Annotated in this window: 19 protein-coding genes; 13 read left to right on the top strand and 6 right to left on the bottom strand. The window is 57.3% G+C overall.

The genetic code is table 11. The features are described 5' to 3' along the window. Positions 1–9: 9 nt before the first annotated feature. The 10 genes from JHL21_RS10240 to JHL21_RS10195 all read left to right on the top strand — a co-directional run bounded on the left by JHL21_RS10240 (position 10) and on the right by JHL21_RS10195 (position 10,735). The gene (locus JHL21_RS10240; RefSeq protein WP_200213278.1) at positions 10–1,968 is read left to right on the top strand and encodes a 3-hydroxyacyl-CoA dehydrogenase NAD-binding domain-containing protein; all 1,959 of its coding nucleotides are present in this window, start codon (positions 10–12) and stop codon (positions 1,966–1,968) included. Positions 1,969–1,979: 11 nt separating this feature from the next. Continuing rightward, positions 1,980–3,263 carry an acetyl-CoA C-acetyltransferase gene (locus JHL21_RS10235; RefSeq protein ID WP_200213277.1) on the top strand — a complete coding sequence of 428 codons (1,284 nt, stop codon included), beginning with the start codon at positions 1,980–1,982 and terminating at the stop codon, positions 3,261–3,263. A 441-nt stretch (positions 3,264–3,704) separates the two neighbouring features. Beyond that, positions 3,705–5,318 (top strand): peptide ABC transporter substrate-binding protein, encoded by a 1,614-nt coding sequence (locus JHL21_RS10230; RefSeq protein ID WP_254082004.1) that lies wholly within the window; start codon positions 3,705–3,707, stop codon positions 5,316–5,318. 103 nt (positions 5,319–5,421) lie between these two features. Then, entirely contained in the window at positions 5,422–6,345 is a 924-nt protein-coding gene (locus JHL21_RS10225) for an ABC transporter permease (protein WP_199531918.1), read from the top strand. Further along, positions 6,345–7,262: an ABC transporter permease gene (locus JHL21_RS10220; RefSeq protein WP_169195299.1), complete on the top strand. Its 918-nt coding sequence runs from the start codon at positions 6,345–6,347 to the stop codon at positions 7,260–7,262. The genes JHL21_RS10225 and JHL21_RS10220 overlap by 1 nt, the downstream gene beginning before the upstream one ends. 10 nt (positions 7,263–7,272) lie before the next feature. Next, positions 7,273–8,115: an ATP-binding cassette domain-containing protein gene (locus JHL21_RS10215; protein ID WP_200213276.1), complete on the top strand. Its 843-nt coding sequence runs from the start codon at positions 7,273–7,275 to the stop codon at positions 8,113–8,115. After that, the gene (locus tag JHL21_RS10210) at positions 8,112–8,978 is read left to right on the top strand and encodes an ABC transporter ATP-binding protein (RefSeq protein WP_182394376.1); all 867 of its coding nucleotides are present in this window, start codon (positions 8,112–8,114) and stop codon (positions 8,976–8,978) included. The genes JHL21_RS10215 and JHL21_RS10210 overlap by 4 nt, the downstream gene beginning before the upstream one ends. Before the next feature lie 296 nt (positions 8,979–9,274). After that, positions 9,275–9,400: a type B 50S ribosomal protein L36 gene (gene ykgO / locus JHL21_RS10205; protein ID WP_046105532.1), complete on the top strand. Its 126-nt coding sequence runs from the start codon at positions 9,275–9,277 to the stop codon at positions 9,398–9,400. 151 nt (positions 9,401–9,551) lie between these two features. Next, positions 9,552–9,935: a hypothetical protein gene (locus JHL21_RS10200; RefSeq protein WP_200213274.1), complete on the top strand. Its 384-nt coding sequence runs from the start codon at positions 9,552–9,554 to the stop codon at positions 9,933–9,935. 107 nt (positions 9,936–10,042) lie between these two features. Further along, positions 10,043–10,735 (top strand): outer membrane protein, encoded by a 693-nt coding sequence (locus JHL21_RS10195; RefSeq protein ID WP_200213272.1) that lies wholly within the window; start codon positions 10,043–10,045, stop codon positions 10,733–10,735. Between the two features lie 77 nt (positions 10,736–10,812). On the opposite strand, the gene pyk is transcribed toward JHL21_RS10195, so the two are convergent. Together pyk and JHL21_RS10185 are read right to left on the bottom strand one after the other, a co-directional pair. Then, complete coding sequence (gene pyk / locus JHL21_RS10190) at positions 10,813–12,252, bottom strand: pyruvate kinase (RefSeq protein WP_182394373.1); 1,440 nt, start codon at positions 12,250–12,252, stop codon at positions 10,813–10,815. Beyond that, the gene (locus tag JHL21_RS10185; protein WP_169195305.1) at positions 12,249–12,794 is read right to left on the bottom strand and encodes a DUF1036 domain-containing protein; all 546 of its coding nucleotides are present in this window, start codon (positions 12,792–12,794) and stop codon (positions 12,249–12,251) included. The genes pyk and JHL21_RS10185 overlap by 4 nt, the downstream gene beginning before the upstream one ends. 239 nt (positions 12,795–13,033) lie before the next feature. Here JHL21_RS10185 and JHL21_RS10180 point away from each other — a divergent pair, with 239 nt between their 5' ends. Continuing rightward, the gene (locus tag JHL21_RS10180; RefSeq protein ID WP_169195306.1) at positions 13,034–13,297 is read left to right on the top strand and encodes a DUF2312 domain-containing protein; all 264 of its coding nucleotides are present in this window, start codon (positions 13,034–13,036) and stop codon (positions 13,295–13,297) included. 57 nt (positions 13,298–13,354) lie between these two features. Here JHL21_RS10180 and JHL21_RS10175 read toward each other — a convergent pair whose 3' ends face one another. Further along, a complete protein-coding gene (locus JHL21_RS10175) occupies positions 13,355–13,582 on the bottom strand; it encodes a flagellar basal body rod C-terminal domain-containing protein (protein ID WP_200213271.1) in 228 nt (75 codons plus the stop codon). A gap of 270 nt (positions 13,583–13,852) precedes the next feature. Here JHL21_RS10175 and JHL21_RS10170 point away from each other — a divergent pair, with 270 nt between their 5' ends. Continuing rightward, a complete protein-coding gene (locus JHL21_RS10170) occupies positions 13,853–15,448 on the top strand; it encodes a methyl-accepting chemotaxis protein (protein WP_200213269.1) in 1,596 nt (531 codons plus the stop codon). A gap of 14 nt (positions 15,449–15,462) precedes the next feature. Here the strand turns inward: JHL21_RS10170 and JHL21_RS10165 are convergent, their stop codons facing one another. Beyond that, complete coding sequence (locus JHL21_RS10165; protein ID WP_200213267.1) at positions 15,463–16,233, bottom strand: class II glutamine amidotransferase; 771 nt, start codon at positions 16,231–16,233, stop codon at positions 15,463–15,465. Between the two features lie 3 nt (positions 16,234–16,236). Then, complete coding sequence (locus JHL21_RS10160; protein ID WP_200213266.1) at positions 16,237–16,947, bottom strand: aspartate/glutamate racemase family protein; 711 nt, start codon at positions 16,945–16,947, stop codon at positions 16,237–16,239. A gap of 150 nt (positions 16,948–17,097) precedes the next feature. On the opposite strand from JHL21_RS10160, the gene JHL21_RS10155 reads away from it, so the two are divergent. Further along, complete coding sequence (locus JHL21_RS10155; protein ID WP_169195310.1) at positions 17,098–17,562, top strand: Lrp/AsnC family transcriptional regulator; 465 nt, start codon at positions 17,098–17,100, stop codon at positions 17,560–17,562. A 2-nt stretch (positions 17,563–17,564) separates the two neighbouring features. Here JHL21_RS10155 and dxs read toward each other — a convergent pair whose 3' ends face one another. After that, positions 17,565–19,493, bottom strand: coding sequence for a 1-deoxy-D-xylulose-5-phosphate synthase (dxs, locus tag JHL21_RS10150; protein WP_200213264.1), 1,929 nt, complete (start codon positions 19,491–19,493; stop codon positions 17,565–17,567). Between the last annotated feature and the right edge of the window lie 99 nt (positions 19,494–19,592).

The raw sequence follows: 19,592 nt of genomic DNA, 5'->3' as shown, positions 1-19,592 counted from the left end.
GAGGAAAGAATGGCTACTGCAATCGCAGAGACCAAGTTCTGGAATTTCACTATCGATCTCGAAAAGATTGGTTGGCTAACGATCAATACTCCAGACGCGCCGGTCAACACGCTGAGCCGTGCGGCGCTGATGGAATTGGAAGCACTGGTTGCCCATTTTGAGGAGATGCAGACGACCGGCGAGTTGATCGGCGTTGTTCTGCTCTCCGGCAAAGACAGCGGTTTTATCGCGGGCGCCGATGTCGCCGAGTTTGATAGTCTGAGTGACTTCTCGGTTCTGCCCGACGCGCTGCGTCGCACCCACACCATCTTCCAGCGCTTGGAGAGCTTAAAGATTCCGGTTGTGGCCGGTATTCATGGGTTCTGCTTGGGCGGGGGGCTAGAGCTAGCACTGGCCTGCCACTACCGTATTGCCGTCAATGACGAGAAAACTCGTATTGGCTTCCCTGAGGTCAACCTTGGGATTTTCCCCGGGTTTGGCGGGACGGGACGCTCTATCCGTCAGGCCGGGCCGGTTGATGCTATGCAGATCATGCTCACGGGCAAGATGCTACGCGCCGGGGCGGCGCGTGGTCTCAACCTTGTCGATAAGCTGGTGCGGCATCGCGATATGCTGGCCTGGGAAGGCCGCAAGGCTGTGCTGCAAAAGCGCAAATCCGAGCAAGCCCCGCCGTATAAAAAGGCGATGGCTCTGCCCGGTGTTCGCGGCTTCATTGCTAATAAAATGCGCGAGCAGGCGGCCAAAAAGGCGCCAAAAGCGAATTATCCGGCTCCCTATGCTCTCATTGATTTGTTCGAGGAGCATGGCAATGATTGGCGCGCGATGGCACGCGGCGAAATCGAGGCTATCACCCCACTGATGGGTGGCCCGACTGCTAGCAATTTGCGTCGTGTGTTCTTTCTCTCTGAAAAGCTTAAAAAGCAGGGGCTGAAGGGCGCGAAATTTGCGCGTGTTCACGTCATCGGGGCAGGCGTCATGGGTGGCGATATTGCCGCGTGGTGCGCTTATCGCGGGATGAGTGTGACGCTTCAGGATCTCGATTTAGAGCGCATTCAGCCGGCGCTGGATCGAGCCAAGAAGCTCTTTAAAAAACGCTATAAGAAAAAACACGAGGTTGATGCGGCGATGCTGCGCCTCACGCCTGATCCGCATGGCACAGGGGTGCCGCGCGCCGATGTTATCATCGAGGCGGTAGTGGAAAAGCTTGAGGTCAAGCAGAGCATTTTCTCTGGCGTCGAAGGCAAGTTGAAGCCGGGTGCGATCCTCGCGACGAACACTTCGTCGATTGAGCTTGAACGCATCGCGGAAGCGCTTAAGGACCCCAGCCGCTTGATCGGCTTGCACTTCTTTAATCCAGTGGCGCAACTGCCATTGGTTGAGGTGATCCGCTCAACCTTTAACGACGATGTAGCCATTGGTAAGGGCGCAGCTTTTGCGCTCGCTATCGGCAAATCGCCAGTGGTGGTGAAGTCTGCACCGGGCTTCCTCGTGAACCGTGTGCTCATGCCTTACATGCTGGGCGCCGTGGAGCGCGTTGAAGCGGGCGAAAGCAAGGAATTGCTCGACGCGGCAGCAGTTGCCTTTGGCATGCCGATGGGGCCGATCGAGTTGATGGATACGGTTGGGCTGGATGTGGGCAAGTCAGTTGCGACTGAGCTCGGGCATGCGGTGCCGGAAAACAGCATTTTTGCCAAGCTGATTGCGCAAGGCAAGCTCGGGCGCAAGACCGGCGAGGGCTTCTATTCGTGGAAGGACGGCAAGGCCGTCAAGGATGCAGCGCCAGAGCATCCCGATCTCGTCGGGCTGGGCCGCGAGCTGGTCAAGCCACTGGTTGATATGACCGAAGTTGTGGTCCGTGAAGGCGTGGTGGCCTCGCCTGAGCTGGCCGATATCGGTGTGATTTTCGGCACGGGTTTTGCGCCATTTCTGGGTGGGCCGATGAAGGCCCGTGCAGACGGCCGGGCGTGAGGGGGAAGACAATGACTGAAGTGAAACGCGTTGCCATTGTCGGTTCGGCCCGCATCCCGTTTGCACGCGGCGGTACGGCATATGTCGAGGAAAGCAACCTCTCGATGTTGGCGGGGACGCTGCGCGGGCTTTCTGACAAATACGGGCTTAAAGGCGAAAAGATTGATGAAGTTATCGCCGGGGCAGTGATCAATCATTCGCGCGATTTCAATATCGCGCGAGAGGCCTTGCTCGACGCCGGGCTGTCGCCGCGCACGCCGGGAACGACCATGCAGATTGCCTGCGGAACCAGCTTGCAGGCGGCACTGGTTCTGGCCGGTAAGATTGCTTCGGGTCAAATCGACAGCGGTATCGCGGCGGGCTCAGACTGCGTGTCAGACAGTCCAATTGTTTTCGGGCCGAAGTTTCAGCATCGCCTTCTCAATGTGAATGCTGGGAAAACTCCGGGCGACAAGTTCAAGGCGCTCAAAGGGTTTTCTTTTGGCGAACTGACGCCGGTTGCGCCCTCGGTCAATGAACCGCGCACGGGCCTATCGATGGGTCAACATTGCGAGCTCATGGCGCGCGAATGGAACATTGCGCGGGCCGATCAAGATGCGCTGGCTGTCGCTAGCCATCGCAACGCCAGCGCTGCCTATGAAGAGGGCTTCCACGACGATCTCGTGGTGCAGCATGCGGGCCTTGTGCGGGACAATAATGTGCGGGCCGACGCCAATCTTGAAAAAATGGCGACGCTCAAACCGGCCTTTGACAAAACTTCGGGCTACGGCACGCTGACCGCGGGCAATTCGACCCCGCTCACAGATGGCGCGGCCAGCGTGCTCTTGGCGAGTGAAGAGTGGGCGAAAGCGCGGGGTCTGCCAATTCTTGCTTACCTCACCACAGGCCGGGTGGCGGGAAATGATTTCGCCCATGGCGAAGGGCTGTTGATGGCACCCACCATTGCGGCAAGCGACATGCTCGATCGGTCGGGCCTGAGCTTTGCCGATATCGATTACTTCGAGCTTCATGAGGCGTTCGCAGCGCAGGTCTTGTGTACGCTTAAAGCTTGGAATGATCCCGAATATTGCCGGACAGTCCTTGGCCGTAATGACGTTCTTGGCCCGATTGATCGGGCAAAGATCAATGTGAAGGGCTCGAGTCTTGCCTATGGGCACCCATTTGCAGCGACGGGGGCGCGCATTCTGGGACTGACGGCAAAGCTGGTTTCGGGGCAGGCCGGTAAGAAAGCCTTGATCTCGGTGTGCACTGCCGGTGGCATGGGCGTGACTGCTCTGGTAGAGGGAGCGGCATGAGTGATAACGTTGTAAAATTCCGTCGCCCTGAGAAGAAGCCAGAACCAAAAGCGCCCAAGCCTAAACAGACTTGGCCGAGTTGGTTACCTTTCGCCGTGCTCCTTGCTGTGGCTGTAGTGATCTATCTTTTTCAAATGTGATGTCCGCTTAGACATGCTGGACAATAGCGGGCGCGCCTTGATTTATGAGGGTGCGCCCGCTTTGTATTCACAAACCTGTTTACCGCGCGAAATCAGGCTGTTGTGGCACCACATAGTTCAAGCCTAACTGTTCGTATGAACAGATATTTCATAGTTGTTTTGAGTTCTGGCAAGTTTCACTTGTCAGTAGACGGATTTGCACGATACCGTCCAATGATCTTGGCAAAGGAACTGCCAAGCTGAGTTGAAGTTGGGCAATGAACAACTTCCCCCAAGGGATAATTATAGGAGATGGGACCATATGAAGTTCACGACAGCTTTTAAGGCAGTCGCGACCGCCGGCGTTATGGCGTTGTTGATGAGCACGGCAGCTTCTGCTGTGACACTGCAGTTGCACAACGGTGGTGATCCGGGAACTCTGGACCCGCATAAGGCGTCGGGCGACTGGGAAAACCGCGTTATCGGCGACTACATCGAAGGTCTGCTCACCGAAAGCCCAAGCGCTGAAGCTATTCCGGGCCAGGCCGAGTCCTGGGATATTTCGGAAGACGGCACGGTCTATACCTTCCACCTGCGTGACGGTATTGCTTGGTCGGACGGTACCCCAGTGACCGCTGGCGACTTCGTGTTCGCATTCCAGCGCTTGTTTGATCCAAAGACTGCTGCCGACTACGCGTATCTGCAGTTCCCGATCAAGAACGCTGAAAAGATCAACTCGGGCACAATCGCCGATTTGAACGAACTTGGCGTCAAGGCAATCGACGACAAGACGCTCGAAATCACGCTGGAAGCTTCGACCCCATTCTTCCTTGAAGCGCTGACGCACTACACCGCTTACCCAGTGCCAAAGCACTTGGTTGAGAAGGTTGGCGACGATTGGACTAAGGTCGAAAACATCATCGGCAACGGCCCATACCTGATCAAGGAATGGCTGCCAGGTTCGTATGTTCGCTCTGAAAAGAACGCTGACTATTACGACGCTTCCAACGTGAAGATCGACGAAGTCTTCTACCACGTTCTGGAAGATCAGGCTGCAGCGCTCAACCGCTACCGCGCTGGCGAATTCGACATTCTGACCGACTTCCCATCTGACCAGTATCAGTGGCTGCAGGACAACATGCCTGGCCAGGCACACGTCACGCCATTCCTGGGCATCTATTACTACGTGCTGAACCAGGAAGAAGGCGAAGTTCTTTCCGACGTTCGCATCCGTGAAGCGCTCTCGACCACCGTCGTTCGCGACGTGATCGGGCCAGATATTCTGGGTACGGGCGAGCTGCCAGCCTATGGTTGGGTCCCACCGGGCACTTCCAACTATGTTGAAAATGCTTACCATCCAGCTTGGGCTGACACGCCATATGAAGAGCGCGTCGAAAAGGCCAAGGCACTGATGACTGAAGCCGGTTACGGCCCAGACAAGCCTCTGACCCTGCAGCTGCGTTACAACACCAACGACAACCACCAGCGTATCGCTGTGGCACTTGCTGCCATGTGGGAACCGCTGGGTGTTAAGATCGAGCTGTTCAACGCTGAAACCGCAGTGCACTACGACGCTCTGCGCGCAGGCGATTTCCAGGTTGGCCGCGCTGGCTGGCTGCTCGACTACAACGATCCATCCAACACGCTCGACCTTCTCAAGGACGGCGTTGATCAGGCCGGTACGATCAACTGGGGCAATAACTACGGTCGCTATTCGAACGACGAGTTCAATGCGCTGATGGTCCAGGCTTCGACCGAACTTGATCTGGTAAAGCGTGGCGAACTGCTCGCTGCAGCTGAAAAGATCGCCATGGATGAGTTCGCTGCAATCCCGATCTACTGGTACGTGTCTAAGGACGTCGTCTCGCCAAAGATTTCGGGCTTTGAAGCAAATCCGAAGAACATCTTCCGTACCCGCTGGCTGTCTAAGTCCTAGTAACCGAAGTTAAGTTTTTTGAGACCGTGGGGGCCAAAAGGCCCCCACGGCGCTTTTGTCCGGGAGAGGTGCTTCGCCTCTTCGGCCAAGGAGTTCGCTATAAATGCTGGCATATGCCTTTCGGCGTGTCTTGTCGGCGATCCCTATCGCTTTGATCGCTGTGACCGCCTGCTTCTTCATTCTCCGCCTAGCTCCCGGTGGTCCGTTCGACGGTGAGCGCGCGCTCCCGCCAACAGTGCTCGCCAATCTCAGAGCGCACTACAATCTCGATCAGCCGTTGATCGTTCAGTATTTCCTCTACGTGTGGCGTTTGCTGCAGGGCGACCTTGGCCCATCGATGGTGATCGACGGGTTCAACGTTAGCGAACTCATCTCGATCGGCTTTCCCTTCACCCTCACCATGGCTTTGTCGGCCTTTGTGATCGCGACGATTGTCGGCATGATCGCGGGCATGGTCGCTGCCGCTTATCAGAACAAGTGGCCCGACTATGTGTTGGTGCTGGGCGTCATGATCGGCGTGCTGATTCCGAACTTCCTGATGGCGGCCCTGCTCCAGCTCTGGTTCGGCGTTTATCTGAAATGGGTGCCTGCGGGCGGTTGGGTCAGCGGCTCTTGGGCCCACTTGGTTCTGCCTGTCACCGTTTTGGCTTGGCCGCACGCTGGGCGTATCTCGCGCCTGATGCGCGGCTCGATGATCGAAACGCTCGGTACAAATTATGTCCGCACGGCGCGTGCGAAAGGTCTTGGCGAACGTCTGGTGCTGATGCGCCATGCGATCAAGCCGGCACTGCTGCCCGTCGTGTCCTATCTTGGACCTGGCCTTTCATATCTCCTCACTGGCTCTCTCGCCGTTGAGCAGGTGTTCGGCCTGCCGGGTATCGGCAAATATTTCGTCACAGCCGCGCTTAACCGCGACTATGGCGTCGTTCTGGGGACCACCATCCTCTACATGTTCATTATTCTCGCGCTCAATCTGCTCGTGGACCTCGTCTACGCTTGGCTTGACCCAAGGGTGAGGTACCGCTGATGGCTGGTTTTACCGGTAAAGACCACGTTCTCACCGCCTATGCTGAAAAGCTGGCCACCGAAGCGCCAAAGGGTCGCTCGCTGGGGCAGGACGCGTTCAATCGCTTGAAAAAGAATAAGATGGCGGTGATCTCCATCTTCATTCTCGTAACAATTATCCTCGTCGCCTTCATCGGGCCGTATCTCGTGCCATGGGGCTATTCCCAGGTCGACTGGAGCAATATTCGCAAGCCGCCTGATTTTGACGCTGGCCACTATCTCGGCACAGACCAGAACGGGCGCGACATGCTCGCTCGTGTGCTGCAAGGCACGCAGATGAGCTTGGTCGTGGCCTTTGTTGCGACGCTGGTTTCGGTAACCATCGGTGTCGTCTACGGAGCCGTCGCCGGCTATTATGGTGGGCGCGTTGACGCCATCATGATGCGCTTTGTCGATATTATGTATGCGCTGCCTTACATCCTCTTCGTCATCATTTTGGTGGTGATGTTCGGTCGTAACCCGGTGCTGCTGTTTATCGGCATTGGTGCGATCGAATGGCTCACCATGGCGCGTATTGTGCGTGGGCAAACGCTCTCCATTAAGGAGAAAGAGTTTGTCGAGGCCGCGCGCGCTGGTGGGGTCAAGCCTTTCACCATCATCATGCGTCACATCGTACCGAACCTGACCGGTCCGGTGGTGATCTATGCGACGCTGACCATTCCAGAAATCATTATCGCGGAGAGCTTCCTCTCCTATCTCGGTCTGGGTGTGCAGGAACCGCAAACCTCGCTCGGTACGCTGATCTCGGCTGGTGCGCCAGTTGCCGAAGTGATGCCGTGGTTGATGCTTGCGCCAGCCGCTGTGCTGATCACGCTGCTGTTCTGTCTCACCTATATCGGCGACGGTCTGCGTGACGCGCTCGACCCCAAGGACCGATAGGAGGCTGACCATGGCACTACTAGAAGTCAAAAACCTCAAGGTCGAGTTCGAAACCCCCGATGGCATCATCGAGGGCGTGCGGGACCTGTCCTATACGCTCGAGAAGGGCAAAACACTGGCCATCGTTGGCGAGTCGGGATCTGGTAAAACGCAGGGCGCTTTCGCCATAATGGGTCTATTGCCCAAAAATGGTCATGCCTCTGGTTCGGTGAAGTTTGATGGCAAGGAGATTCTCAATCTCCCCCGCAAGCAGCTCAACGAATATCGCGCCAAGCGTATTGGTATCATCTTCCAGGACCCGATGACGTCGCTGAACCCTTATCTGCGCATCTCGCGGCAGATGACCGAGGTTCTGCAGCTCCACAAGGGAATGAGCTATAGTGCGGCGCTCGCGGAAAGCGTGCGTCTGCTTGAGGCGGTGCGGATTACCGATGCGAAGAATCGCATTCATCTGTATCCGCATGAGTTCTCGGGCGGCATGCGTCAGCGCGTGATGATCGCAATGTCGCTGCTGTGTAGCCCGGAATTGCTCATCGCTGACGAGCCAACGACCGCGCTCGACGTGACAGTTCAGGCCGAGATCATCGATCTTCTCGTGGATCTGCAAGAGGATTTCGGGACTTCGATCATCCTGATTACCCATGATCTTGGGATTGTCGCTGGCACGTGTGAGGACACGCTGGTGATGTTTGGGGGTAAGGTGATGGAATATCGCAAGACCGCCGATATTTTTGCCAGTCCCGAGCATCCCTATACCAAGGGCCTGTTGGCGGCATTGCCGCGCTTGGACAAGCGAGTCGAGCGTCTTTCCACCGTCTCCTATGACTTCATGACAGGGGCGCGCCAAGCATGAGTGACCGCGAACCAATTCTGAAAGTCCGCGATATCAGCGTGGACTTTAGTCTTCCGCCAAGCACGCTCTTCGGCAAGAAACGCGTCCTGCATGCGGTCAAGAATGTCTCGTTCGACCTCTATGCGGGCGAGACACTGGGCATTGTCGGCGAGTCGGGTTCTGGAAAGTCGACGCTCGCGCGAGCCGTGTCGCGGCTGGTGCAGGCAACCGGGGGCACATCGCACTATTTGGGTAAAGACATCCAGACCATGACCAGCAACGAGCTTCTGGCTCTGCGCAAGGACATTCAGATGGTGTTTCAGGACCCACTGGCGTCGCTGAACCCGCGCATGACGGCAGGGGCGATCATCGCCGAGCCGCTGCAGACCCATGAGCCGCGTGTGACCAAGGCCGAGCGCACAGCACGCGTGATCCATATGATGGAGAAGGTTGGGCTGCAGGGCTCGATGATCAACAAATACCCGCACGAGTTCTCGGGCGGGCAATGTCAGCGTATCGGCATTGCGCGCGCCTTGATCACCAACCCCAAGCTGGTGGTGTGTGACGAGGCGGTATCAGCGCTCGACGTGTCGATCCGGGCGCAGGTGATCAACCTTCTCATGGACCTCCAGAAAGAGCTGGGCATCTCCATGCTCTTCATCTCCCACGACATCGCCGTGGTTCGGCACATAGCGCAGCGCGTGATGGTGCTCTATCTCGGGGAAGTGGTGGAAATTGGCGACGTGGCGCAGGTGGTGGAAGATCCACAGCATGCCTACACCAAGAAGCTGATCGCGGCCGTGCCGGTTCCCGATCCGGTTGTAGAGATGGAGCGGCGTGAAGAGCGGCGTCGTCTCCGCAAGGCTGCGCAGTCGGCAGCGTAAAGCGTCCGGCAGGCTTAAAAGGAGCGGGGGTGAGTCTCAGACTCGCCCCCGCTCCTTTGTAATTGATGTCTTGTTGACGCCGCGCACAGGGTCCAGATTGCGCAAAATGGCGCGAAATCCACGCCTGATGGCCTGTAATTGCTCGGGATTTCCACAGGACAGGGCCAGAATAGGCAAGAGTCTAGAGTTTAGGATTTCTGCGCGTCTGCCGCGTTGACAGGCTCCGACGTATTCCCTATGAAGGGGCAAGTTTCCGGGCGCCTAGGCGCCTCTTTTGTTTGACCGAGGATACCAAGATGAAGATCCGCAACTCGCTCAAGGCGTTGATGACGCGCCATCGCGCGAATAAACTCGTCCGCCGTCGCGGCCGGGTTTACATCATTAACAAGGTGGACAAGCGCTTCAAGGCCCGTCAGGGCTAATACGCTTCCCAGCAAGAATTGCTTGACAAGGCCCGCATAAACATGCGGGCCTTGTTTTTTATTGGGCTGGTGAAGGTTGGGGGACCTGATGCCGCTATCGCACACGCTTACGGTGACTGTGGACAGGCCGTATCGCCAGGTTGATACGTTCATGTCTGACCCAAAGAACTTCGGCAAATGGGCCGCCGTGGTTCCCGGGACGTATAGAAAGCAAGAGGGTGGGGACTGGCTGGCCGAAGTGACCTTCGGCGGGGTGAGGCATATCCGCTTCGTTCCCGGCCTCGGAAACGGCATTTATGACCATGCGGTGTTCCGGCCCGGAGAGATACCGTTGTTTATGCCAATGCGCGCTATGCGCTATGGCGAAAAGACGGAGGTGCGGTTCACCTTCGTTCAGCGCTCCGACATGTCGGTTGATTCTTTTCACGACACTATCGCCTGTATTACCCGCGATCTGACGCGCCTTAAGGATGCGATTGAAGCGGACTACTATTCCACCGATCAAGTGAGCAATGTTTTCGCCTTCAGAGCGTGAGTTTTAGCGCATCTCAGGATGCGGTCGCGTGGGCTGAGGCTGAATATTTGTGCGTAACTGCATATTAACTATAAATGTTCATGCTCCTCGGTAATTTCGGAGGGGCTATGCGTAAGATTTTAGGGTCAATTGTTTTAGTTTTTTCAGTAACACCGGTTGTTGCTGCCGACTTGTATCTGCCAGATTTTGGCAATTCTGCGATTGCCTATGCTGGTCCGGCACATGACTGGACAGGGTTTTATGCTGGTGTGTACGGCGCCTACACGGGCGGCATAACCAGTACGACAAATACGAGTAGCGGTGTTGTGACAGACGTGACAATGCGCGGCGCAGGGCTCGGCGTCACTGTTGGCGCTAACTACCAATATGAGCAGCTGGTTTTTGGTGCTGAAGCTGATCTAGGCTGGTCCGGTGCCACCGGCACAACTGCATGCGTAATCCTGACGACTTCCGATTGCTCGGCAGATATTCGCTGGTCCGGGACGCTGCGGGCTCGTGCCGGCATCGCCTTAGACTCGGTGTTGCTGTTTGGTACAGCTGGTCTTGCCGTTGCTGAGGGCGTGGGTAAGACAACGCCAGCACTCACCGGTACCGATGGTATTTATTCTGCCGGATTTGTCGGCTGGACGGCAGGCGTTGGCGCCGAGGTCAAGGTGACCGAAGCGATTTCGCTCAAGGCCGAATATAATTATGTCGATTACGGTAAGAAGACCGCGTCGGTCGGCGCGCTGGGTAACGACCCCTATGACATTCACGCCAAGGCGCATGTCGGTAAGCTTGGGATCAACTACCACTTCTAATACGGGCTCCTTCCTGAGGCCCAAAGAAAAGCCCGCCGAAAGGCGGGCTTTTCATATTCATACTAGGCTTGCAGCGTTTAGCTGGAGCCAGCGCCATCCTGACGGACAAAGGCGATGCGCAGCATATTGGTGGCGCCAGGAGTGCCCAGTGGCACACCAGCGGTGATGGCAATGCGGTCGCCTGGGCGGGCAAAGCCTTCCTGGTAAGCGATGACGCAAGCGCGATCGACCATGTCTTCAAGGTTCACTGCGTCTTCAGTTTGAACGCAATGGATGCCCCAGACCACCGACAGGCGGCGATTGGTGCGAAGGTTTGGCGACAGTGCAATGATTGGTTTGGAGGGGCGCTCACGGGCTGCGCGGATCGCGGTCGAGCCGGATGCGGTGTAGGTGAGAATCGCGGCCAGATCGAGCGTTTCAGCAACCTGACGGGTTGCAGCGGAAATCGCATCGGCTGCAGTGGCTTCTGGCTCGGTCTGTGCGGCGCGGATAATGCCACGGTAGTTTGCATCGCTTTCAACGGCGATGGCCACCTTGTTCATGGTCGCCACAGCTTCGACCGGGTACTGGCCCGATGCGGATTCTGCCGAGAGCATGACAGCGTCAGCGCCTTCGAAGACCGCGATAGAGACGTCCGAAACTTCTGCGCGGGTCGGGACCGGTGCGGTGATCATCGATTCCAGCATCTGGGTAGCGACGACGACTGGCTTGCCGTAGCGACGGCACATGCGGATCATACGCTTCTGCAGGCCCGGAACGGTTTCCAGCGGCAGTTCAACGCCGAGGTCGCCACGGGCAACCATGATGGCGTCGGACAGCTTGACGATGTCCTCAAGGCGCTCGATGGCCTGTGGCTTTTCGATCTTGGCCATAACGCCAGCACGACCCTGAACGATCTTGCGGACGTCGATAATATCTTCTGGGCGCTGAACGAAGGAGAGCGCGATCCAATCGACTTCAGCCTTGAGGGCTTCGAGAAGGTCAGCGTGATCTTTTTCGGTCAATGCACCGGTGGGGAGCAGGGTGTCTGGAAGGGATACGCCCTTCTTGTCCGAGAGCTTGCCGCCATAGACGACTTCAGTCTCAATGGCGCCGCCTCCGACTTTAGTAGCCTTGAGCTGCAGCTTGCCATCGTCTAGCAGGAGACGGTCGCCGACCGAGACGCTTTCGATGATTTCTGGATGCGGCAGGTAAACGCGCTGTTCGTTGCCCTGATCGTCATTTTGACTATCGAGCGTGAACTTTTGGCCTGCGACGAGATTGATAGAGCCCTGTGCGAACTTCCAGACGCGCAGCTTGGGGCCCTGCAAATCGGCGAGAATGCCGATTGGGTGCTTGAGACGCGCTTCGACATTGCGGATCCGCTTGACGGTCTGATGCAGAACCTCGTGGCTCGCATGGCTCATATTGATCCGGAAGACGTCGGCACCGGCCTTGGCCAGCTCCTCGATCATAGTCTCCTCGTGACTTGCTGGCCCGAGGGTTGCGAGGATCTTCGCGCGTCTGATCCGTCTCATTGCGTGTCCGTGTCTTCTGAAGTTAGAGGTGCGTCGGGGTCTACCAGAAAAGCTGGCTCTTCAAGATCTTCGCCCAAGTCCGGGCCGACAACGCTTGGAAGACCATCGCTTTCGGTCAATTGTAGCGTCCAGTCGGTACGGTTCTGCGTGTCAATTTCAAAGAACCCGGTGCGCTCATACCCGCGGGCGAGGCAATCCTCAACCCCGAATATCGTGAAGGTCTCGTCTCTGGTACACATGAAGACTTCGCCATCCCACGATCCGCCGCCGACATCATCAACAGCGTAGAGATAGAAAAAGCGTTGTTGCAGGTCGCCTTGGTAGAGAACGCGACAGTCGCCAGGAGGGGCCTGCCACCAGCCTTCACTCATCCAGCCACGCTCTGCACGATAGCCGAGCGAGACTGATATGAGGTTTCCAGTTTCGTTACAAATGCGGAGGTCTGCCTTGGCGGGCACAGCCAGGGCAAAAAAGCCACCAAAACTCGCAAGCAAAATTGCAGATCCGAGGCGGATGCGGCGCACGTGCGATCCCGAATTCATTGAAAAATGTACTACCGTTTTGACCCTAAGCGGAAGGTGAGGTCAACTGATAACGCCTCGATATGACGGAAACATGGAGTTGTTATCACAAGCGGTGGCGCGCTGTGTGAATCCGCGCACAAAGGGGTTGAACCCAAACCGCCCTTGGGGTTGATGGGGAACAAGACTATTTATTCATTTCTCCGAGTCAAAACAGGCGCCAAGCCGCCAGTTTCGGCAGCGATCTACAAGAGGTTATCATGGCCGTCGAAGACAGCGTCGCACAGGACCAGCTGCGTGCGTTCATCGAACGTATCGAGCGTATGGAAGAAGAAAAGGCGGCAATTGCCGCTGATATCAAGGAAATTTATGCCGAAGCCAAGGGCAATGGCTTTGACACCAAGATCCTGCGCAAGATCGTGACGATCCGTAAGCAGGATCACAATGAGCGCATGGAGCAGGAAGCGATTCTCGAGCTCTACATGAGCGCGCTGGGCATGGTGGACGCTCCATCCGACGACTAAGAGTTGTCCTGCCGTTAAACAAAACTCCCGCCCTGGTGCGGGAGTTTTTTTATGCGCCTAGGCCAAGATGTCGATTAGCGATTTTGTCATGTTTTGCGCGGCGTTAGCGACTTTGACATTGGCCTTGAAGTCGATTTCTGCGGTCATGGCGCTCATGAGTTCATTGCCGATGTCGACTTCGGCGCCGGGAATGCCACTGCGCGCAATCTGATTGGCACTGTGCTGAAGTTGGCTGGTCGCACGCGCCATGCCGTGGGTGGCGGTTGATAAGGCGGAAATGGTCATTACGTTCCTCGCCGGGACAATGTCCCGAGTGTCTGCCCGAGGTCATGAACAATCCGCTAAACCTTCATTTCAAAGGTGATGGTCTGTCAGAATAATGGGTAATGACAGTAGTTTAGCATAATCCGCTGTTTACTTTGATCGTATAGCGTACTGGCACGACTTGGTTTGTGGCGAATACGTGCGCATAGCTTAATTCATTGAAATATAAAGATCTTTGTCTTGCGCTGTGTGGGAGGGGCCACACGCATGTTGTCGTCGGGGAGGTACTGTATGGAAATAAGCGCGCAGGACGCTCGTCTGCAATTTATTGGTTTAGCCCGCGATGAGGCCGCACAATTGGCGCCGATCTCGGACAAGGTGGAGGCATTGATCGCCAGTGCGCTCGCTGTGTTCTACGCAAGGCTCGATAATGAACCCGAGGTGGCTAAACTTTTCTCCTCCAAAGCGAGTGTAGAGCGCGCACAGGCGCGCCAAACTACGCATTGGCAAAGCCTGGCGCGCGGGCAGTTTGACGAAGCTTATTTTGCCAGAGGTAAGGTCATCGGGGATATCCATGCCAAAATTGGTTTGGAGCCAAGGTGGTATATGGGCGGATACGCCCTCATTCTGGAGCATTTGCTGATTGGATTGCTCGAGGAAGACGAGCCAAATTTTTGGCATAAGCGTGGGACTAGGCTGGCACAAAAGGGCGCCACGAGGGGCGCCATTGGGGCTTTTGCGAAAGCCATTGTCCTCGACATGGAAATTTCCGTCAGCACCTATTTCGATCAGATCAGCGCCGAGACGGCGCGGCTTAATGGTGCACTCGGCGATGTGGTGGCAAGTGCCACCAATGGGGTGTTCGATAAACGGATCGAGGCGAACTACGCCAATGATGATCTGAACCGCCTGGCTGAGCGCGTGAACGGGCTTATGGCGGTGATTGGCACCCAATTGGCCTCAAATGGCGCGGCCTTGGAAGCGCTCGCGCGGGCGGATTTGAGCCAAAGGCCGAATTATGCAGCGGAGGGTGCTTTCGCGCAGTTGCGGGACAACATCGACCATGTGGCTGTGAACCTGACCAGTATTGTCGATGAGCTACGCGAAAATTCGAGCCAGCTGAAATCAACCACTGCCGAACTGGTGAGCGGCACGAGTGACCTGTCGGCACGAACCACCCAGCAAAGTGCAGCTGTCGAAGAGATTGCCACAACAATCGGCGGGGCCTTCGAGCGGTTGGACCAATGCGCGCAGCAGGCGGATCGGGCCGAGAGCGGGACGATTGGCGTGCTCAATGATGTCGCCAAAGCAGAAGCTGTGATGAGCCAAGCGACCGACGCCATGGTGGACATTGGCACAGCGTCCCGGCAGATCGGCTCCATTATTGATCTCATCGACACAATCGCCTTCCAGACCAATTTGCTGGCGCTCAATGCTTCGGTAGAGGCGGCGCGTGCGGGGGACGCAGGCAATGGCTTTGCTGTGGTTGCTCAGGAAGTCCGGCGATTGGCGCAATCGGCGGCGGAAGCCTCCAAAAAAGTGGGGGGCCTTGTGGAGCAGTGCATGAGCATCGTCGACCATGGGACTGGCGTCGTCGGCTCTGCTGCAGAGCAGCTTGGCACGATCGCCGATGGCGTGCGCAAGTCATCGCATGACACGACCGCAATTGCTGTGGCGACGCGGGAGCTTTTGGGCACGCTGGGTGAAGTGAACCGCGCAGTGCAGCAGATTGATCAGATGACCCAGCACAATGCCGCGCTGGTCGAGCAGACCAATGTCGCTTTGGAGCAGACTGAAGCAAGAGCCAAAGGCCTCGATGCCATTGTCGACGTGTTTATGGTTGAAAGCCTGAAACACCCTGCGCGGGCGATGGTGGGCGGTTTCTAACCCGCACAGTCACATCACCAGGCAATCATAAAGTCTTCGAAAGCGATGTCCTTGCCGATGGTCATATGACAATTGGCAGGGACGGCGTGCCACTCATTCTCATTGCTGACGAAAGGCTCGGACGCCACGGCTATGCCGCCGGACATGTGGCGCCAGTAAAGGCTGGGGGGCCTATCGTCACTGGCGCAGCGGAAGGCATGGAGATTTTCGCCGTCGCTCAAAATGGCGGTGAAACGCAGCGCTTCGGTGATCCCCTCATTGATCTGAAGGCGGTGACAGGCTTCCAGCGTTCTGGCGATGGCGCGGGCAGGGTCTGTATCCAGCCCTTGTCCGAGCGCCGAGAGGAAAATCGCCTCGCTGTCAGAATTGCCGCGACGGCGACCATAGATCGGATCAGGAATGAGGGCTTCGACCGAGCGGCGAATGGCTGGATAGCCGCCGATCTGGCCATTGTGCATGAAGAGATGTTTGCCCGCCGAGAAGGGATGGCAATTGGAGAAGGACACTTCCCCCGATGTGGCCGAACGCACATGGGCAAGAAAAAGCTTCGCCTCCACCGACCGGCAGAGCGAGGCTAGGTTGGCATCGGACCAAGCAGGGAGGGTGCCGCGGTAAACACCCGGCTCGGGCCGGGCGCCATACCATCCAATGCCACATCCGTCGCCATTAACGACGGTTTTGGCTTCACGCGCCGAAAGCGACTGACTGACGAGTGACGCTTCCGGCTCGATGAGCAGGGTGTCGAGATAAATCGGCTCTCCGGTATAGGCGAGGAACCGACACATGATTTAGGCCGCGATCTCGAGGTCGTTGGCGAGCGCGAAGCGGACGGCCGCATCGGCGTGAATGATGGTGGAATCGTAGCCGGCAATGCCGAGCTTGTCTGGATCGACCAACATCGAGATTTCAGTGCAGCCCAGAATGACGCTGTCGATGCCGCGGGACTTCATCTTTTCAATGATACCGAGGTATTTTTCGCGGCTGGTGTCGAGGATTTTGCCCTGGCACAGCTCGTCGAAGATGACGTCGTGGACGATCTGACGGTCTTCTGCGTCGGGGGTGACAATCTCGATGCCGAGCTTGGCCATGCGTTCGGCATAAAAGCCGTGTTCCATGGTGTAGCGCGTTGCCAAGAGGAGTGGGCGCTTGCGGCCGTCGGCCTTCAGCGCCTTGGCGGTTTCTTCGATGATGCAGATCAGCGGAACGCCAGCCATGTCAGCGACAGGCTTGGAGACCAAGTGCATGGTATTGGTGCAGATGAGCACACAGGCTGCGCCAGCGCGGTTGAGGCTTGCGGCGGCGTGGCCCAAGAGATTGCCAGCATCTTCCCAACGGTCGGCCTTTTGGAGGGCAACGACTGTGGTGAAATCGAGCGAGCGCATCGCGATCTCTGCTGAGGCCAACCCGCCACGCATACGGCGGATCTCCTCGTTGATACGGCGGTAGTACACAGCGGTGGATTCCCAGCTCATACCGCCGATCAAGCCAATGGTTTTCATCACACAACTCCGAAATTCTTGAAGACTAGTGTGCCTGCAAGTGGTCGCCTCAAAATTGAGTTTTTGGGTCGCTTTGGTGGTGATATTGCAAGTGGATTGCGTAATATTGGTGTTTTATGCAAACTAGCGACGAATTAATGGAGTGTTACGATGCTTGATGAGCGTGATCGGCAGATTCTAAGCCTGCTGCAAGCCAATGCGGATACGCCGCTCAATGAGATCGCCGAGGCGGTGTCTCTCTCCCCCAGCGCCTGTTCACGCCGTATCGCCAAGCTGAAAGAAGACGGCATTATCCGGCACAACAGGGCGGAGCTCGATCGGGGCAAGATCGGGCTACCGTCGACGATTTTTGTGATTGTGCGTACGGGGAGCCATGCTGCGGACTGGCTCGAGAAATTTCACGCGGCGGTGGATACGATCCCTGAGATCGTCGAGGTGCACCGGCTGACGGGGAATTTCGATTACATCATGAAATTGGTGCTGCCCAATGTCGAGCATTACGACGTGATCTATAAGCAGCTGGTCGGGCGCATCGAGATGTATGACATGTCTGCCTACATCTCGATGGAGACGGTCAAGCACGCCAGCGGCGTGCCGACCCATTATGCGCGCTAGGATTAGACCTGAGCGAGTGCTGCTGTCATGGCCGCTTGGTCGTAACCGAGCGTGGTCAGAGCGGTTTTGACGATGCCTGCACGGTCGAGACCGGACTGGGCATACATGTCAGCCTGTGTCGAGTGCTCGAGGAACTCATCTGGGATCATCAGCGGGCGGAAGCGGAGCTTGCCGTCCAAGAGGCCGTTGGAGGCGAGGAAGGTCGCCACGTGAGCGCCGAAGCCGCCCTGACCACCTTCTTCTGTGGTGATGAGGACATCGTGGGTCTGCGCCAGCTTGGCGATGAGTTCCTCATCGAGCGGCTTGAGGAAGCGCGCGTCGGCGACAGTGGGGTTGAGGCCGAGGGCCGCCAATTTATCTGCGGCTGCCAGTACTTCACCGAGACGCGTGCCGTAGGACAGCAGCGCAATCGTTGCGCCCTGACGCACGATGCGGCCCTTGCCGATCTGCAGAATTTCGCCACGCGCGGGCATGTCGACGCCCATGCCGTCGCCACGCGGATAGCGGAAGCTGATCGGGCCATTGTCATAGGCTGCGGCGGTCGCAACCATATGGCGGAGCTCAGCCTCGTCGGCAGCGGCCATTTGGATGATACCGGGGATCGCGCCGAGATAGGCGTTATCGTAATTGCCCGCGTGGGTCGGACCATCAGCGCCAACATAGCCAGCGCGGTCGATAGCGAAGCGAACGGGCAGATGTTGAATGGCGACGTCGTGCACGACCTGATCGTAGGCGCGCTGCAGGAAGGTCGAGTAGATGGCGCAGAAGGGTTTTAGCCCTTCGCTTGCCATGCCCGCGGCAAAGGTCACGGCGTGCTGCTCGGCAATGCCGACGTCGAAAATGCGGCTCGGGAAGAGCTCGGCGAATTTGTCGAGCCCGGTGCCCGAGGGCATAGCGGCGGTGACAGCGACAACGCGACTATCGGCTTCCGCTTCCTGGATGAGTGAAGAGGCAAAGACCGAGGTGTAGGACGGCGCGTTGGACGCGGCCTTGGCCTGCGCGCCGGTGACGACGTTGAACTTATTGACGCCGTGATATTTGTCGGCGGCGTTCTCAGCCGGAGCGTAGCCCTTGCCCTTTTTCGTCACCGCATGGATCAGGATGGGACCCTTGGGGAAATCGCGGGCATTTTCCAGAATGACAATGAGGTCATCAAGGTTATGGCCGTCGATTGGGCCGATGTAATAAAAGCCCAGCTCTTCAAACAGCGTGCCGCCGGTGAAGAAAGACCGAGCGAACTCTTCGGTCTTGCGTACGGGCTCGTGGAAAAACTCTGGGAGTTTTGAGACGACAGCTTTGGCGGCTTCCCGCGTGTTACGGTAAGCGGGGCCAGAGACGAGGCGCGCCAGATGGCTGCGCAAAGCCCCGGTTGGCGGGGCAATCGACATGTCATTGTCGTTGAGAATGACGATGAGGCGCGCATCCATGGCGCCAGCATTGTTCATGGCTTCATAGGCCATGCCTGCGGACATCGAACCGTCACCAATGACAGCGATGACGTTGCGCGGCGTGGACTGCAGCTCTGAGGCAACCGCCATGCCGAGACCGGCGGAAATGGAGGTTGAGGAGTGGCCAGCGCCAAAGGGGTCGTACTCGCTTTCGGCGCGGCGGGTGAAGCCGGACAGACCATCCTTTTGGCGCAGCGTGCGGATGCGGTCGCGGCGGCCAGTGAGGATTTTGTGCGGGTAAGCCTGGTGCCCAACGTCCCAGATGATGCGATCATGCGGGGTTTGGAAAACGGCGTGCAGGGCGACGGTCAGCTCGACCACGCCAAGGCCAGCGCCCAAGTGGCCACCAGTCACCGAAACGGCGTCGATCATTTCCAGACGCAGCTCATCGGCCAGCTGGCGCAATTGCTCGCGCGGCAGCGCACGCAGTTCCGCTGGTGTCGTCACTTTGTCGAGCAGCGGTGTATCGGGCTTTTCGGCCAAGCTGGTCCCCGTCGAAAGGAAGAAAATCGCCGCCTGTTCTAGGCGGCGTCAGAAGCAATGGCAATGCGGCATGAGTTGTCTGGAAAGCTTAGCGCAGGA

It is taken from the genome of Devosia sp. WQ 349K1 (assembly GCF_016595685.1).
Classification (GTDB): domain Bacteria; phylum Pseudomonadota; class Alphaproteobacteria; order Rhizobiales; family Devosiaceae; genus Devosia.
This window is presented reverse-complemented; position numbering and strand designations above follow the sequence as displayed.